The following is a 15,388-nucleotide window of genomic DNA, read 5'->3' as shown; positions in this document are numbered from 1 at the left end:
GGTCGCCTGCGACCCCTCGCGTCCGCCAAGGCGGACCCTACGGAGTGCCTTGCGTCATACGCTTGAGCAACCCGAAGAACCCCTCCTTCCTTTCCGACGTGATGCCCCAGCTCACCGGCACGCTCTGATATCCCTCCTCGAACGCGGTTTCCCCTTTCAGGCGGTAGTCGAAATAGCCCCAGCCGGCGTATTCGCCGGTGGCGGCGGTGAAGTTGTTTACCGGTTTGTCGAAATCGAAGTGGTCGTCTTCGTTGTAGAAGATCGGCTGATCGCGATACGCCTTGAGGGCGCGCGTTCGCCGCACGAGGTCGGCCGCTTTGGCCGGCTCCTTGATGCCGTTGCCGTGGAGGAGCAGGAAGTCGGCGACCTTTGCGACATTCTCTCCCGGCAGTGTGCCCCCGCCGTAGCTTGTGCTGACCAGCAGCCGCCCCGCCGGTGTCTTGAGTTTGCCTTTGCTTCGCTGTTGCACGCGTTCGATCAACTCGTGGGCCCGGGCCGGCCGGATGATTTCGTGCGTGTGTTTCACGTTGCACTCGTTGGCGATCTCCACGAGCACGTTCGTGTATCCCTTATCGATCAGCCAGTCGGTGGCGGCATCGGTCGCGGCGATGACCGTTTGCTCGTCCTTCAATCGTGGCGACTGGCCGAAATAGAAGAGCCCGACGATGGGCACCATGCCCAGTTCGTCGGCCTTGTCGAGGATGCGGCCGACGCGGGCCATGTACGCCGGTTTGAGCGCGCCGGTGTTGAAGTCGAACGCGGAGTTCACCCACGGCTGGTCCTTCGAGTAGCCCTGCGGGCTGCCACCCTGCAGATTCAGGCCGATGCCGAGCAGGCCGTGCCGCCGCCACTCGGGCATGGCGGCGATGAACTCGTTGGTGTTGCGGTCGGCATCGAACGAGCCGTCGGCGTAGGCCCAGAGCTTTCGCGTTTCGGGGTTCTCGTCGTCGAAAGTCGCCTGCACCATCCGGCTGTTCATCAGCAGGCCTTCGATCTTCTTGCCTTCCCAGGTTCGCCCGGCGTACGTCGGCTTGCCGTTGATGTGAAAGGCGCGGCCATCGATGGAGACGACAGACCCGCGCGCGGAGACACTGCCGGCGAGCGTGCGCGATCGGGAGGCAAACGGAAGCGCCGCGGCGGCGGCGAGAAACGTGCGACGGTTGATCATGAGCGCGTTCCCTGGGGTTGGAGTGACGTCAGTCTAAACGGCGTCGCACAACCAGTATTGTACTTACTGTGCGAGCGTTCGATGTCCGCCTTTAGCGCCATCCCCGAAGGGGTGGGTGTTCGCGCAGTAAGCGAATGAGGCGAGCGGCCAATGTAGACGCAGTCGCGACGACGCTGACAGTCGAACTTGATCTGATCGTCGAAATCGCGTGACGTTCCGCAGTCCGCCACGCGAAAGCGCCTCGTGCCTTTGCAACGAAAGCGGCTACCATGCCGCTGCACTTCCGCGGCGTGGTAATGGCCCGCAGGCGAAGGCGAAGGCTCACGGGGAACACCGCCCATGGCAGCATCCGTCGAAAAGAAAATCGCCGACCTGCGACAGCAGATCAACCATCACAACCAGCTCTATTACCAGCAGGCCCGGCCGGAGATTTCTGACCGCGAATTCGACAAGCTCCTTCAGGAACTGATCGATCTCGAAAAGCAGCACCCGGAGCTTCTGACCGCCGATTCGCCGACGCAGCGTGTCGGTGGCGACGTGCAGACGGCGCTCAAGCCGGTGAGCCACGCCGTGCCGATGATGAGCATCGAGAACACCTACTCGGAGCAGGAGGTGCGCGCCTTCGACGAGAGGGTGAAGAAATCGCTCGACGATGCTCAGCCGGCCTACGTACTGGAGCCGAAGATCGACGGCACGTCGATCAGCCTGCGATACGAGGAAGGCGTGCTCGTGCTGGCGGCGACGCGCGGCCGGGGAAACGTCGGCGATGACGTCACCATCAACGCCCGCACGATCGGCGCGATCCCGCTGCGGCTGACATCGTCCGAAGCGCATACTGTACCGGCGATTGTCGAAGTCCGCGGCGAAGTCTACATGGACAACGCAGACTTTCAGTTGGTGAACAAGGAGATCGTCGCCGACGGCGAAGCGCCGTACGCCAACCCGCGAAACCTCACCGCAGGCACACTGCGCCGGCTTGACCCCAAGATCGTCGCCAGGCGCAAGCTGCGGTTCCTGGCGCACGGCCTGGGGCAGGTGGAGCCGAACCCGGCAAGAAGCTACTGGGAATGGATGCAACTGCTTCGGGCTTGGGGATTGCCGCTGCCGAAGGAAGTAAAGCATGTCGCGAACGTGGACGAGGCGATCGAACAGATCCACGCGTTCGAAAAAATCCGCCCGACACTGCCCTACATGACCGACGGCATCGTCATGAAGGTGGACGCGTTCGACCAGCGCGACCGCCTTGGTGCAACGAGCAAAGCGCCGCGCTGGGTGATTGCCTACAAGTACGAGACCGAGCAGCAGCCGACCATCCTGAACAGCGTCGACTGGCAGGTGGGCAAGGGCGGCAGCCTGACCCCGGTCGGCCGCGTCGAGCCGGTCTTCATCGGCGGCGTCACGGTCAGCAACGTCACGCTGCACAACATCGACCAGATTCGAAAGCTCGACCTGCACCTCGGCGATACGGTCGTCATCGAGCGTGCCGGCGAAGTTATTCCCTATCTCGTGCAGGCGATCAAAGAGAAGCGGCCGGCGGGGGCGAAGACCGTTGGCGAGCCGACGCAGTGCCCCACCTGCCAGACAGATGTCGAACGCGAGGCCTTGCCGGAAGACACGGCCGCTTACCGGTGTCTCAACCACGAATGCAGTGAGTACTTCGAGCGAGTTCGCGTGAAGAAGGCGAAGCTGCCCGCGGCCTGCCCGATTTGCGCAGGGAAGATTGAGGTCTTGGCGAGCGGCATCGACCTGTATTGCCCCAACCAGGATTGCCCCGACCAGATCAAAGGCCGGCTCCTGTGGTACTGCAATCGCAGCCAGATGGATATTGAAGGCGTCGGCGACAAGCTGGTGGAGCAGCTTGTGGACAAGGGCCTGGTTCGCACATTCGCCGACCTGTATCAGCTCAAAGCCGAGGACCTTTCCGGCATGACGTCGGAGGTCGAACAGGGGGAGAAGCTCGTGACGCGGACCGTCGGTGAGAAGGTCGCGAACAAGGTGGTCGAGAACATTCAGAAGAGCAAAGGGCAGAAGCTCGAACGATTGCTGGCGGGATTGGGCATTCACCACGTCGGCAACCGCGTGGCGCACGTCATCGCCGGCGCGTTCGGCAGTCTCGATGCGATCGCGTCGGCGACGGCCGAGCAACTGTCGGCGGTAAACGAGATCGGCGATGTCATCGCCGACAGCGTTCGCGACTTTTTTCATAACGAGTCCAGCCTGGCAGTCGTCAGGGCCTTGCAGGCGGCGGGGGTCGATCCGAAGCAGGACGTCAAGAAGGCCGCCGATGTCGCGAGCCAGCTCTTTGCCGGCAAGACGATCGTCGTCACCGGTTCGATGAAGACGATGACGCGACAGCAGATCGAAGAACTGATCGTTCAGCTCGGCGGCAAGGCATCCGGCAGCGTGAGCAAGAAGACGAGTTTCGTTGTCGCCGGCGAAGAGGCCGGCAGCAAGCTCGAAAAGGCCCGCGAATTGGGCGTTGAAGTGCTGACCGAGGAGCAGTTCATCGAGCGCGCCCGGGCCGCGGCTCCTGTCGATGGCGCGGCGGCGGCGGTCGAGACGCCGGCCCCAACGCAGAGTTCATCCCCTGAGCCGCCGAAGCCCGAGCGGCCAAAGAGCGTGCGGCCGAAGTCCGGGCGATCCAAGTCTGAAGGGTCATCCACCAAGGCAGCGAAGAACGCCGACGAGACGGATTCGCTCTTCTGAGGCGGGTCCGGCGAATACGCGCGAGCGAAATGCTGCGATCCTGTGGTCGATCGCACCGCTTGCGTGGCTGTTTCCGGCGTCGACTACGCTTCGATTCCCGCTAAGCTACGGTGGCATGCCCGATAGATCTTGGTTCGCTACACGTTGCCTGCTTCTGGCTCTTACCCTCGTCGCGATCGACGTGCGGGCGCAGTCGACCGCGCCCGCGACTTCGCCGGCGTCGGTCCCGGCGTCCGTTCCTCCGGCGGCGCCTGATACACAGCCCGCCACGACACCGGCCCTCCCCGCAACGGTACCCGCGGCGGTCGCGACCCAGCCCGCGGTCGTGGTGCCTCCCCCGCCCATTCCGATTGCCGACATCAACGTCAAGGCCGATCCTGACGCTCAGATCGCCAAGGGAATCGAATCGGAGTCGGCGGCCGACAATATCGTGCCGTTAATCGACGAGAAACTGGTGGAGCTGATTCGCGATGTCGACGCGCGGTCTGCCGAAACGTCCAGACTCCTTCGCGCCACGCCTTCGCTGAGCGACCTGCGCAGCCTGGAATCCGAATGGAAGGGTCTGGCAGAGCAGCTCAACGAGTGGAAGGAAGACCTGGCGATCCGGGCCAAGCTGTTGCAGGACAATGCGTCGACGCTCGCGGGGATGTCGAACAACTTCTGGCTCCCCACGCTCGACAGCATCCGCGCCAGCAGGGAGCCGCCGGAACTGATCCAGCAGGCCGAGTCAGTCGTGGCGGCGCTCAAGCAGGCCAGAGAGACGGTCGAGGCACGGCGAACCAAGGTTCTAAGCGTGCAAAGCCGCGTCCGCGAAACTGCTGTCCGCGTCGGCAATTCGCAGGCCGCCGTCGCCAACGCGCTGGCTGCGGCGCGGAGCAGGCTACTGACGCGCGACAATCCCGCGATCTGGGACTGGACCGGCCGGGGTGCCGTCAACGCCGATACGCAGCAGACCATCGAAACCCAGTGGAACGCGTTTCGAGCCTACAGCTTGAGGCGGTCGATGGCTTTTGCGTTGCAGGCAGGGATCTGGCTTCTGCTGATTCCGGTCTTCTTCCGCATCCGCCGCTGGGCGCGGCGCTGGGCCGTCGAAGACCCCAGCCTGCAGCGGTCGGCGCTTGCATTCGAGTCGCCGGTGGCGACGGCAACCATTACGGCGCTGATTTTCTCAGGTTGGCTGTACCCGCACGCGCCCCGGCTGCTCTGGACGATCGTGGTCGCACTGGCGCTGGCACCGACGATCATCGTCGTGCGGCGTCTGCTCGATCGTCGGCTGCTTCCCATCCTGTTCGCGCTCGGCATTTTCTTCACGATTGACCGGTGCCGCGAGGTCGCGGCGACCGAACCGCGCATCTACCAGTTACTGCTGCTGGCCGAGATGGTCGCCGGCGCGGGGCTGCTGATCTGGTACATCCGTTCCGGCCGGGTGCGCGCCGCGATCAACTACTCCGAAACGGTCGAAGCACTGATTGTCCTGACCTGTCGTGCGTTCGCGATCCTGTTCATCGTGGCGTCGCTGGCAACGGCCCTCGGCTATGTGGGCCTGGGCACGCTGCTGGGTCATGCCGTCCTCGGCAGCGCGTATCTTGCGGTCATCCTTTACGCAGCCACGCGCATCATCGAAGGACTGGTGATGGCGATCGTCCGCACGCGACCGGTGGCACTGCTTCAGGCGATCAACAAGAACCGCAGGCTGGTCTGGGTCCGCACCTGCCGACTGGTCAACTGGTTGGCGCTGGTGGCATGGGTGCTGGGCACGCTCGACATGCTGACGGTTCGGGAGATCTTCGTTGACGCCGTGATGTCCGTTCTCACCGCGACACTGTCGGTCGGCACGTTTTCGCTGTCGCTGGGGCAGGTGGTGGCGTTCTTGCTGACGGTGTGGGCGTCGCTGCTGATATCCAAGTTTATCCGCTTCGTTCTCCAGGAAGATGTGTACCCCCGCTTCCACATGGCCCGCGGCCTGCCTTATGCCGTGTCGACCATGCTGCACTACATCATCCTGCTGATCGGTTTTACGACGGCCGTGCAGATGCTGGGCTACGACATGACCAAGTTCACGATTCTCGCCGGCGCGTTTGGCGTGGGTCTGGGCTTCGGCTTGCAGAACATCTTCAACAATTTTGTCTCCGGTCTGATCCTGCTTTTCGAACGCCCGATCAAGGTGGGCGACGTCATTCAGATCGGCGGCGACACCGGGTCGGTCCGACGAATCGGTATTCGCGCCAGCGTCATCCGCCTGGGCAGCGGGGCCGAGATCATCATGCCCAATGGCCGCCTGATCTCCGATCCGCTCACCAACTGGACGCTGTCCGGCCGCGGTCGCGACATCGAGCTCGAGATTGCCGTCGGCGGCGCGGCCGAGCCGCGCCAGGTGATCGCGCTCTGGGCGAAGGTGACTGCGGTACATCCCAAGGTGGCCGAAGAACCTCCGCCGCGCGCCACGCTCCTGGGCCTGGGCGGGGACGCCATCAAGTTCGAGCTGCGCGCCTGGACAAACGAGTTCGAAAGCTGGTCGGCCACGCGCAGCGATCTGGCGATCGCGATGAACACGGCTCTGAAGGATGCCGGCATCGTGTTGAAATGATCGGTGTCCGATGTGCGGCTGTTTCCGGTAGGTCGAAATCCGATATCGGAAACGGGTTGTCACACCGACGCGGATCGTGGCAGCTGCCTTAACAATCTGCCGATAGGTTGATCAGCAGGAACCGCGCATTACTCGCTGATCGGAAATGTTGTCGCCATGCACGTCTTTCGAGATTGGTTCTTTTCCCTCCTGAAACCCGAATCGGTCGCGCTGACCGTTTTTGCTTTGTGCGTCGTCGCGGTGCTCGGGCTGGCCCTGGGCGCGTTGCGATTTCGAGGCGTGTCTCTCGGGATCGGGGGCGTGCTGTTCGCGGGGCTGACCTTCGGGCACTGGCTCGGCGACAAGGCGCTGAGCGAGCAGGTGATCGAATTCTCCCGCGACTTCGGACTGATTCTGTTCGTCTACACCATCGGCGCACAGGCCGGTCCCGGGTTCCTTGCCTCCCTCCGAAAGCAGGGGCTGCCGCTTAACGTCGCCGCCGCGTCGATCGTGCTGCTCGGCGTTCTGCTGACGATCGTCGTCTGCAAGGTGGGTGGCGTACCCATGGAAAGCGCCGTGGGGCTGTTCGCCGGTGGCACGACCAATACTCCAAGCCTTGCTGCGGCAGGTCAGGCACTTCGCGAAGCCAAGGGCTTCTCATCCTCCTCGTCAGCGGTCGCCGGATACGCAATCGCCTACCCGTTCGGCATTGTCGGAATCATCCTCACGATGCTGCTGTTCAGGAGCATCTTCAAGATCGATCTCGATCGCGAGGCAAAGATTATCGCCGAGCGCAATCCTCCCGCCCCGCCGCTCTCACGCGTTGCGCTCGAAGTCACCAATCCCAACATCGACGGCCGGGCGCTGCTGCAGATTCCCGTTGCCGACCGCGGCGAAGTCGTCATCTCCCGGATTCTTCACAAGGTGGACGGCGTGGTGCGGATCGCCTACCCCGAGACGGTCGTCCTTCAGGGCGACATTCTCCTGGCGGTCGGCCCGCCGGACGCGGTGGAAGATCTCAAGATGGTCGTCGGCGGCGAAAGCACGGTGGATCTTGTTTCGGCGTCGAAGCAGTTTGCGATGAAGACGATCCTGATCACCCGCAAGGAGGTGCTCGGGCGGACCGTCGATGAACTGAATCTGGATCATCGCTACGGCCTTCGGGCGACGCGTGTCCGCCGCGGCGACGTCGAACTGCCTCCATCGCCCGGTGTGCGGCTTCAATTCGGCGACGTGCTTACGGTCGTGGGGGAAGAGGAGTCGGCCAAGGCGGCGTCACAACACCTCGGGAATTCCGTCAAGCAGCTTAATCACCCGCAGGTGGTGCCGATCTTCATCGGAATTGCCCTGGGGGTAATCCTCGGGAGCATTCCGGTCGCGTTTCCTGGCCTGCCCGCGCCGGTCAAGCTCGGCCTGGCCGGCGGCCCGCTTGCGGCCGCCCTGATCCTCAGCCGGCTCGGCCATCTCGGGCCGCTCGTCTGGTACATGCCGCAGAGCGCAAACCTGGCGCTGCGTGAACTAGGCATCTGCCTGTTCCTGGCGAGTGTCGGCGTCAAATCAGGTGGGCACTTCTTCCACACCCTTACCGATGGTCCAGGTTTGTACTGGCTGGCGTGTGGGGCGGTGATCACGGCCGTGCCGCTGTTGCTGGTCGGCTTTGTCGCCCGCAGCTGGATGAAGCTCGACTTCATGTCTCTCTGTGGCCTGCTCGCCGGCAGCATGACCGACCCGCCGGCGCTTCAGTTCGCCGGTGCCGTCACGCAGTCAGAATCGCCGGGCATTGCTTATGCGGCGGTCTACCCGCTGGTCATGCTGATGCGTGTGCTGGCGGCACAGGTGCTGGTGCTTGCGTTCGTGTAGCGTGCGTGGCGGGTAACGCCGGACTTCAGCCCCGCCGCAGGGTCGGCTCGAGCCAAACGCCCCAGTCGCTCGCGTTGCCGTCGCCGGCGTTTTCCACGCGAAGCTCCAGGGACTTTACGCCCTCCACCGACACGCTGACCGGGACCACCCCAAGTGCCTTGACTGTCGCCGATCGCCAGAGTTCCCGACCGTCCCCGAGAACGACGAAGACGACGGATCCGTCGTTGCCGTCGGCCATGCCGGCTTGTGCGGTGAACGTCTTCCACTTGCGGTCGAGGTTCCAGGCATATGCCGATGGCGCGTGGGCGTAGAGGCCGCGCACAAAGAGTTTGCCACCGGCGCGAATGATCGCCGAATCACCGGGCAGGCGGTTGGCGGTCGGTCGGCCCCAGCCGACGCGGGCGGTGGTCCAGCTCGCCTCGCTCAGATGGCAGGTCTCGCCCTCGAGTTCCGCCGGGGACGGCCCGGACTTGAAGTCGATCGTTCCGTACAACGTGCGGGCGATCTCCAGGGTGCGTGCGTCGGCGTTTTCCTTCTGCAGGCGCGCGATTTCGTCCCTGGCGGCCGCGGCATTGCCGGCGTTGACCGCCTTGGCGATGCCAGCCAGCTTCAACATGCCGATCGCCGACCCGAGATCGACCTTGCCGCTGTCGTCAACGTTGTAAGCGACGGTATATGTCTTATCGCCAATGCCCCCGCCGTTGGCCTGCAATGCGACGATGCGCAATTCGCCGGCTTTGCCTTTGCGGAGCGCGTCGCATCGCAGTGTGAACGTGCCGTCGGCGTCCGGGACGGCGGTGCAGGTCGTTGCGTCGTAATCGTTGCCGCCGGCCGGATCCATGTAGCCGACCACCGCATAGCAAGGCGGGTCAGCCGTTACCCGGGCCTTGAAGGTGAACGACTTCTCTGCCGGGGTGATCTCAATGTCGCTCAGCCTGGCGCTTGCTTTGAGGTCGATGCCCTTGGCCGATCCGGAAAAGAGCGGCAGTGACGCCAGCCGCAAGCCATGGGCGAGCGTGATGAAGGACCCACGTCCCTCGCCGCGACGGTCGTCGCCGTAGGTGCGGTTGCCGCTGCCCATCAGTGCGGTGCCGAACGCGGTCTTCTGATCGGGGCGCTCGGCGTTGTGAGGAAGGCTGAGCGCGTGTCCCAGTTCGTGCGCTACGCCGCCGATGAAGATTGAGTTGTACTTGCCGACAGAGATTCGGCCGTACTGCCCGTCCTTCACCATCGGCTCCTTCTTGTCGAGCAGCGCGAGGTCGAGAATGGGGGAGTCCACCTGCCACGCCGTCCCACCGCGCTTGGAACCGCCGGCGTAATACGGGCTGTTCTGATTAACGGTGCCGGCGGCGGCATCGTAGTTACTCATGTTGCAGAAGATCACGATCGTTTCGCTGTCGGCGTCGATTCCGGCGGCCTTCAGCACCGGCAGGCACTCCTTTCGGATCTCGCTGCCGCTCTTGACGTCGTACTTCTCGTAGGGCTTGGCCCCTTTCACGAGATGAATCTTCAGCAGTCCGCCTGGCTCGGTGTGCAGCTTGATCGTCCTCTCGCCGAAGCCCATCCGCTTCATTTCGGAGAGGTAGTACTTCTGGATGTCGAGAAAGATCGCACTGAGGCGTTCGCGATACCGTGGCGCCGGCTCGCGATCGGCGGGCGTCCAGTAGACCAGGTGAAGCCGGCGGTCGGCTGGTACAGGGTCGGCCGCCTGCCACTTATTCAGGATCGCAACGGCCTTGGGAACCTGATCGGCGATCTCCTCCTGAGGGGTCGGCGCGGCGGATGACGTCAGCGGAACAGTGACAACGACCAATAGGAGAGCGAGCAGGCGTTCCATGAATCCTCCGAAGACCAGTGAGCAAAGTGTCTGTTATAACGTTTGCTTTCGGTCCCCATTAGAGCCCGCCCCGGAATCTTTCCGCCCGGGCACCCGCCGGCACCTAGGCCTAGTTCCCCACGCCCACCTGTGTCCAGAGCCAGTCGATCGCCGCATACCAAGCCGTCGGATTCGACTGGCCGGCCGGTGTGTTGTGGCCGGCATTGGGAAGGGGAACGAGCTGCTTCGGGCCGGCGTAGGCGTCGATGACCTTCTGCTGATAGCCGGCGGGCACCGTGAAGTCGTCCTGGGCCGTGACGATTACCGCCGGGCACTTGACCGTTGCGGCGTTGGCGACGTTGTCGAGATCGGACGGGATTCCACTCGAGACCGGCAATGCCAGTATCCAGAGATTCCACCACCCGTACCGCCCGAGAATGAGCTGCCGCAACGGCGGCGGGTTCGTCAGCACGAGTCCGACCACCGGCCGATGGGCGGCAATGTGCAACGCTGCGGTCGAGCCCATGCTCGCCCCCCAGACGACCACCGGGCGGTCGCCGGCCTTCTGCTTGATCGCGTCGTACGTCGCCAGTGCCGAAGCGGCGATGCCGCTCAGCCTGGCCTTGCCCGGCGAGCCGCCGAAGCCGGGATAGTTCATCGACCAGACTTCGACCGCGTGCTGGCGGGCAAGGTCGTCGCCCCAGAAGACGGCATTTTCGGCGCGGCCGCCGTTGCCGTCGAACACCAGGATGAAAGCCTGCGGCTCCTTGCCGGGACTGACGTTCACCCGCCGGGCGTAGACTTCGACCGGCGTCGTTCCCGCGACAGGAATCTCCATTCGCGTTGCGCCGTCGGTGGCAATCGTCCCGGTCGTGGGATGGAGCAGGAACATGTCCGCGCATCCGCCGAAGATCCACAACATGCTGTAGCCCACCAATAAGACGGCGGCGATACGTCGGTGGCGTCGCCTTGGTTTGCCGGTTCGGGAGGTCGGGGCGGTGGATTGAGTCATGGTCACGGCTCCGGATGCGAAAGAAGGACAGGCAATCGGAGATGCCTGTCCTCCTGATTGTTCGTCACGCCGAGCTGATCAGCCAACATCCATCTTGATCACGCCGCGTTGCCGCTTGACGGCGATGATCCGCTGCTTGAGCGAGTCGAAGAGCGGCCGCGGGCTGGGCAGGCCGTGGATCCGCAGCTTCGGGGTGGTCTTGTCGTTGCTGTAGACGAAGATCGTGCCCACACCCAGCACGCGTTCGATGAAGCCTTGGTCGAAGCTGATGTCGTCAACATGCCACAGCTCCATCGTGTTGATCCGGCGAGCAATGATGCCTCGCTCGACGTCAATCCGGTAGTTGGTGATCTTGAACGCGATCGCCTTGGTCTTGATCCAGGGGACGAGAATAATGATCAGTCCGATGACCGCGCCGGCGAGATAGACCCACCAGATCGGCCCGCTGCCGGCCTTGGCCAGAACGCCCCAGGCGATGGGGATGGCGATCACCACCAGGCCGATCAGGATCCAGAGCCAGCCGGTCGCGATTTCGGCGCGAAGCATCGGCGAGCCCTGGAAGTAAATCTGCTCGGTGTCGTCGGCCTCTCGGTGCGGAAGCGGATTTCCGGTGATGGGGTCTTCACGATTTTGTTCAGCCATGTGTTCCTCCCGGTCTTGGACTGTTAATGACAGAGGTTCGTTAGGATACAGCCTGTTACCAGCTCACCAGACCGTCGAATACCCTACTCGGCCAGTTCCATCAGGCGGTCCCACATCGCATCGGGGACCGGCACGACGCTGAGCCGGCCGATACGAAGCAGGTCCCAGCCGGCGAATGCCTTGTCGGCCTTTATCGTCGCGAGCGTCACCGGGGATGCAAGCGGTTTGCCGGCCTTTATGTCCACGACCACCAGCTTTTCGTCGTCCGCTTCGGGATCCGGATAGGGCTTGGAGGTGATCGTCGCGGTACCGACGGCGGTACGTTCGTCTCCGGTGTGATAGATGATGACCTCATCCCCCTTGGCCATGGTGCGTATGTGCTTCAGTGCGGTCGTATTGGTGACGCCGTTCCAGACCGTCTTCCTGTCTTTGACGAGGTCGTCAAAGCTGTAGGTGCCGGGTTCGGTTTTGAGGAGCCAGCGGGCCACGGTGTTCACTCCTTCGGTCGCGCAGGATCGGTCGATGTCGGGGAGGATATCGTCCCCGGTGCTGTTTGGGCAAAGTACAAAGTCGCGGGGTTGTTGTAAGCCCGTGGGGGACCATGCTGTGCGCCGCGCCGTGCGCCGCGCTATGGACCACGCCGGGCACTTTATCCACTCGATGATTGCTCGGCAGGCGGAAGAGCCGGGTCGGCGGCGGAGGGCAAGGAATCCGGTTCGTCGCTGTGCTGGTCGAGCCACTTCTTGCCGAGGTTGATCGCCAGGGCGATGACGGTCGGTCCGATGAACAGGCCCATGAACCCGAACGCGATCACGCCGCCCAGCACGCCCAGCAGAGTGGGCGCGAGTGTCAGGCCGCTGCCACGGGAGATCAGCAGGGGTTTGAGGATGTTGTCGACAGAACTGATTACGACCGCGCCGTAGATCACCATGAAAATGGCCCAGCCGGTGTCGCCGTTGGCATAGAGCCAGATCGCCGCGCCGCCCCAGACGAGGGGCGGGCCGAACGGGACGGGAGAGGTGACGAACGTCGCCGCCCCCAGCAAGAGCGCGCCGGGAACGCCGGCGATCGCGAAGCCGACGGTCGCCACCACGCTCTGTGCCACGGCGGTGCCGACCATGCCGAGCATCACGCTGCGGACGGTGTTCTGGGCGATCCCGATCAGCTCGGCGGCGTCGGGGCCCGCCACCCGTTCGAACGCGCGCTCGAAGCGTACGGACATCTTCTCGCCGTCGCGATAGAGAAAGAAAAGCAGGAAGACCGCGATGACCAACTGCACGACGCCGGCGGCAAACACCCCGCCGGCGTTGATTGCGGCATCGCGAAAGGGCGCGGCGATCGACTGGAGTGCGCGGACGAGCTCCATCCGGCTGCCGGCGAGGTTGCGCCAGTTGTCCGCGATCGAGGGACCGATGAGCGGAATGCCGGGAATCCAGGACGGGGGCTCGATGGGCCCGGCACTCAGCCGGGTTCGAACCTGATCGAGCAGCGTCGTGCCCGCGTCGGCGGCGGAAACTGCCAGCAGCGACGCCGGCCCCACCAGTGCGAGCACAACACCTACACAGCAAAGCAGGCTTGAGAGCGTGCGACGCCCCTTAAGGCGGTTGTTCAGCCATTTGAAGGCCGGACGCGTTGAGATTGCGATGACGATCGCGAAGAGGATCGCGTCGAAGAAAAATCGAAGGACCAGCCAGCAACCGACGATCAGGGCGCCGACCAGCGCGAGTCGGGCGAAGCGTTCGATCTGCCGGGTGGAGCCGGTGTTCATGGGTTCAGAAGGTGACGAAGGCGCTTCTAACCTCTGGCTCGATTCCCCGCCCCTGATCCGCGGTTCATCACATCAGGATCTTCGATGCCGGCGCTGGTGCGGGCTGTGCCGCCCCGCCGCCGGTCCCCTGCACCTGGGCCTGGATGGTCTGGGTGACTTTCCGCAGGATATCGACGAACTCGACCTGGGCCAGGTTGAGCGCCTTGATCTTCAGGTGCGACGAAATACGGGTTTGAAGGGATTCGAGCTGCATGCGCTGTGCGTCGGTGACGGGCATGCCGGCCTGTTCCTGGCGGCCGAGGGCGTCGAGCGTGCGGTCGAACTCCTGCAGCAGGCGTCCGGCTTCGGGGTCGCCGGCGACGGCTTTCTGGGCGTCCTTAAAGCGAGCGACCGCCGGGTGGGTGGCCACAAGTTGGCCCAGCTTCTCGGCTTCGGACAGGATCTGCTGCGTATCGACTGGCATCTCGCTCCTTCGTAAGGGAGAACTACTATAGTCGGGGCGACCCGACCGGCAAGGCGGGCGTTCGGTTTAGCCGGCGGGCTTGCCCGCCGCATTGACGCGCGACGATTTGCTTTTGAACTCCGGAATGTCCCGCTACCACCGTCAGTCTCTCCTCCCTCAGATCGGCGCACCAGGCCAGCGCCGTCTGGCGGCAGCGCGCGTCCTGCTGGTGGGGTGCGGCGCGCTGGGTACGACGATCGCCGAGCAACTCGTCCGCGCGGGCGTCGGGTTCCTGAGCATCGTCGATCGCGACCTCGTTGAGATCACCAACCTGCAACGGCAGGTGTTGTTCGATGAAGCCGACATCGGCAGTCCCAAGGCGGTCGCGGCAGCTTCCCGACTTGCGCGCGTCAACAGTGAAGTGACGATCGAACCGATCGTCGCGGACGTTCATACGGGCAACATTGAAGAATTGATCGGAGCGTCCGGCGGCAATGGCGCAGGGTGGCATGGGCAGGCGTACTCGCTTGCCCATGCCGAACACCCTGCAGCGTCGACCATGGGCAAAGGAGTACCTTTGCCCGTGCCACCCGATTCTTCGCAGTCACCTTCTGTTGATCTCCTTCTCGACGGCACCGACAACGTCGAAACGCGCTACCTCATCAATGACGTCGCGATCAAGCACAACATCCCGTGGGTGTACGGCGCGTGCGTAGGCGTCGAGGGGCGTGTCATGCCTGTCCTGCCCGGGCAGACGGCCTGCCTGCGGTGTGTCTTCCCAGAGCCGCCCAGTCCCGGCGAACTGGCGACCTGCGATACCGCCGGCGTACTCGGCGCGGCGGCGGCGATCGTGGCGGCGATGCAGGCGACGGTGGCGATTCAGATCCTTGTCGGAGCGACGCCGCCCAATCAGCTCGTCCGGGTCGACCTTTGGCGGGGGCGCTACGGCGCGACTTCCTTGGACGACGCTCGCCGGCACGACTGCCCGACGTGCGGTCAGCGGCGTTTCGATTTCCTCGACGCCCCCGCCGGTAACGGCAGCTCGACGTCGCTCTGCGGGCGAAACGCCGTTCAGGTTCGCCCGGCTGTCGCCGGTCGGATGGACCTGGTGATGTTGGAACACCGGTTGACTGCCATCGGGCGCGTGCAGAGGACGGCTCATCTGCTAAAGTGCGACCTTGGAAGCGAGCCGGGTGTTTCGCTGACGGTTTTTCCCGACGGTCGGGCAATTGTTCACGGCGTCAACGATCCGGCGCGGGCCCGTGCGGTCTATGCGAAGTGGGTTGGTGCCTGAACGAGCGTGACAAGCGTCGATCAAGTAAGCCCACAAAGGACGCCCACGGACAGCCGTCCGTGGGTCTGTCGGGTTGAGAAGTTCGGGAACCCCACGGACCGCTGTCCGTGGGCG

Annotated in this window: 11 protein-coding genes; 4 read left to right on the top strand and 7 right to left on the bottom strand. The window is 64.0% G+C overall.

What is annotated here, in order from left to right; all coding sequences use genetic code 11:
- Positions 1-37: 37 nt before the first annotated feature.
- Complete coding sequence (locus tag IPV69_RS25235; protein ID WP_206292499.1) at positions 38-1,168, bottom strand: hypothetical protein; 1,131 nt, start codon at positions 1,166-1,168, stop codon at positions 38-40.
- A 339-nt stretch (positions 1,169-1,507) separates the two neighbouring features.
- Here IPV69_RS25235 and ligA point away from each other — a divergent pair, with 339 nt between their 5' ends.
- The 3 genes from ligA (at position 1,508) to IPV69_RS25220 (ending at position 8,300) form a co-directional block, all read left to right on the top strand.
- Positions 1,508-3,874, top strand: coding sequence for an NAD-dependent DNA ligase LigA (gene ligA, locus IPV69_RS25230; protein WP_206292498.1), 2,367 nt, complete (start codon positions 1,508-1,510; stop codon positions 3,872-3,874).
- 115 nt (positions 3,875-3,989) lie between these two features.
- Positions 3,990-6,461 carry a mechanosensitive ion channel family protein gene (locus IPV69_RS25225; RefSeq protein WP_206292497.1) on the top strand — a complete coding sequence of 824 codons (2,472 nt, stop codon included), beginning with the start codon at positions 3,990-3,992 and terminating at the stop codon, positions 6,459-6,461.
- 156 nt (positions 6,462-6,617) lie between these two features.
- Entirely contained in the window at positions 6,618-8,300 is a 1,683-nt protein-coding gene (locus IPV69_RS25220) for a putative transporter (protein WP_206292496.1), read from the top strand.
- A 25-nt stretch (positions 8,301-8,325) separates the two neighbouring features.
- Here IPV69_RS25220 and IPV69_RS25215 read toward each other — a convergent pair whose 3' ends face one another.
- The 6 genes from IPV69_RS25215 to IPV69_RS25190 form a co-directional block, all read right to left on the bottom strand.
- Positions 8,326-10,137, bottom strand: coding sequence for an NPCBM/NEW2 domain-containing protein (locus IPV69_RS25215; protein WP_206292495.1), 1,812 nt, complete (start codon positions 10,135-10,137; stop codon positions 8,326-8,328).
- A 109-nt stretch (positions 10,138-10,246) separates the two neighbouring features.
- Positions 10,247-11,128, bottom strand: a complete 882-nt coding sequence (locus IPV69_RS25210) for an alpha/beta hydrolase (protein ID WP_241179950.1) — start codon at positions 11,126-11,128, stop codon at positions 10,247-10,249.
- A gap of 78 nt (positions 11,129-11,206) precedes the next feature.
- On the bottom strand, positions 11,207-11,770 hold the full coding sequence (locus IPV69_RS25205) for a PH domain-containing protein (RefSeq protein ID WP_206292494.1): 564 nt from the start codon (positions 11,768-11,770) through the stop codon (positions 11,207-11,209).
- Between the two features lie 83 nt (positions 11,771-11,853).
- Positions 11,854-12,258, bottom strand: a complete 405-nt coding sequence (locus IPV69_RS25200) for an EVE domain-containing protein (protein ID WP_206292493.1) — start codon at positions 12,256-12,258, stop codon at positions 11,854-11,856.
- Between the two features lie 161 nt (positions 12,259-12,419).
- Positions 12,420-13,538 (bottom strand): AI-2E family transporter, encoded by a 1,119-nt coding sequence (locus tag IPV69_RS25195; protein ID WP_206292492.1) that lies wholly within the window; start codon positions 13,536-13,538, stop codon positions 12,420-12,422.
- 67 nt (positions 13,539-13,605) lie between these two features.
- Positions 13,606-14,001, bottom strand: coding sequence for a YlbF family regulator (locus tag IPV69_RS25190; protein ID WP_206292491.1), 396 nt, complete (start codon positions 13,999-14,001; stop codon positions 13,606-13,608).
- Between the two features lie 124 nt (positions 14,002-14,125).
- Between IPV69_RS25190 and IPV69_RS25185 the strand changes: the two genes are divergently transcribed.
- Positions 14,126-15,274 carry a ThiF family adenylyltransferase gene (locus IPV69_RS25185; protein ID WP_206292490.1) on the top strand — a complete coding sequence of 383 codons (1,149 nt, stop codon included), beginning with the start codon at positions 14,126-14,128 and terminating at the stop codon, positions 15,272-15,274.
- Positions 15,275-15,388: the final 114 nt, after the last annotated feature.

The organism is Humisphaera borealis, assembly GCF_015169395.1.
In the GTDB taxonomy this organism is placed as follows: domain Bacteria; phylum Planctomycetota; class Phycisphaerae; order Tepidisphaerales; family Tepidisphaeraceae; genus Humisphaera; species Humisphaera borealis.
Note: the sequence above shows the minus strand (reverse complement) of the source record. Positions and strands in the feature narration are given on the sequence as shown.

Bases quoted from the DNA above. Each gene is read 5' to 3' on its own strand.
- IPV69_RS25235 (WP_206292499.1), bottom strand. From the start codon at position 1,168: ATGATCAACCGTCGCACGTTTCTCGCCGCCGCCGCGGCGCTTCCGTTT.
- IPV69_RS25225 (WP_206292497.1), top strand. From the start codon at position 3,990: ATGCCCGATAGATCTTGGTTCGCTACACGTTGCCTGCTTCTGGCTCTT.
- IPV69_RS25215 (WP_206292495.1), bottom strand. From the start codon at position 10,137: ATGGAACGCCTGCTCGCTCTCCTATTGGTCGTTGTCACTGTTCCGCTG.
- IPV69_RS25205 (WP_206292494.1), bottom strand. From the start codon at position 11,770: ATGGCTGAACAAAATCGTGAAGACCCCATCACCGGAAATCCGCTTCCG.
- IPV69_RS25195 (WP_206292492.1), bottom strand. From the start codon at position 13,538: ATGAACACCGGCTCCACCCGGCAGATCGAACGCTTCGCCCGACTCGCG.
- IPV69_RS25220 (WP_206292496.1), top strand. From the start codon at position 6,618: ATGCACGTCTTTCGAGATTGGTTCTTTTCCCTCCTGAAACCCGAATCG.
- IPV69_RS25190 (WP_206292491.1), bottom strand. From the start codon at position 14,001: ATGCCAGTCGATACGCAGCAGATCCTGTCCGAAGCCGAGAAGCTGGGC.
- IPV69_RS25185 (WP_206292490.1), top strand. From the start codon at position 14,126: ATGTCCCGCTACCACCGTCAGTCTCTCCTCCCTCAGATCGGCGCACCA.
- IPV69_RS25210 (WP_241179950.1), bottom strand. From the start codon at position 11,128: ATGACTCAATCCACCGCCCCGACCTCCCGAACCGGCAAACCAAGGCGA.
- ligA (WP_206292498.1), top strand. From the start codon at position 1,508: ATGGCAGCATCCGTCGAAAAGAAAATCGCCGACCTGCGACAGCAGATC.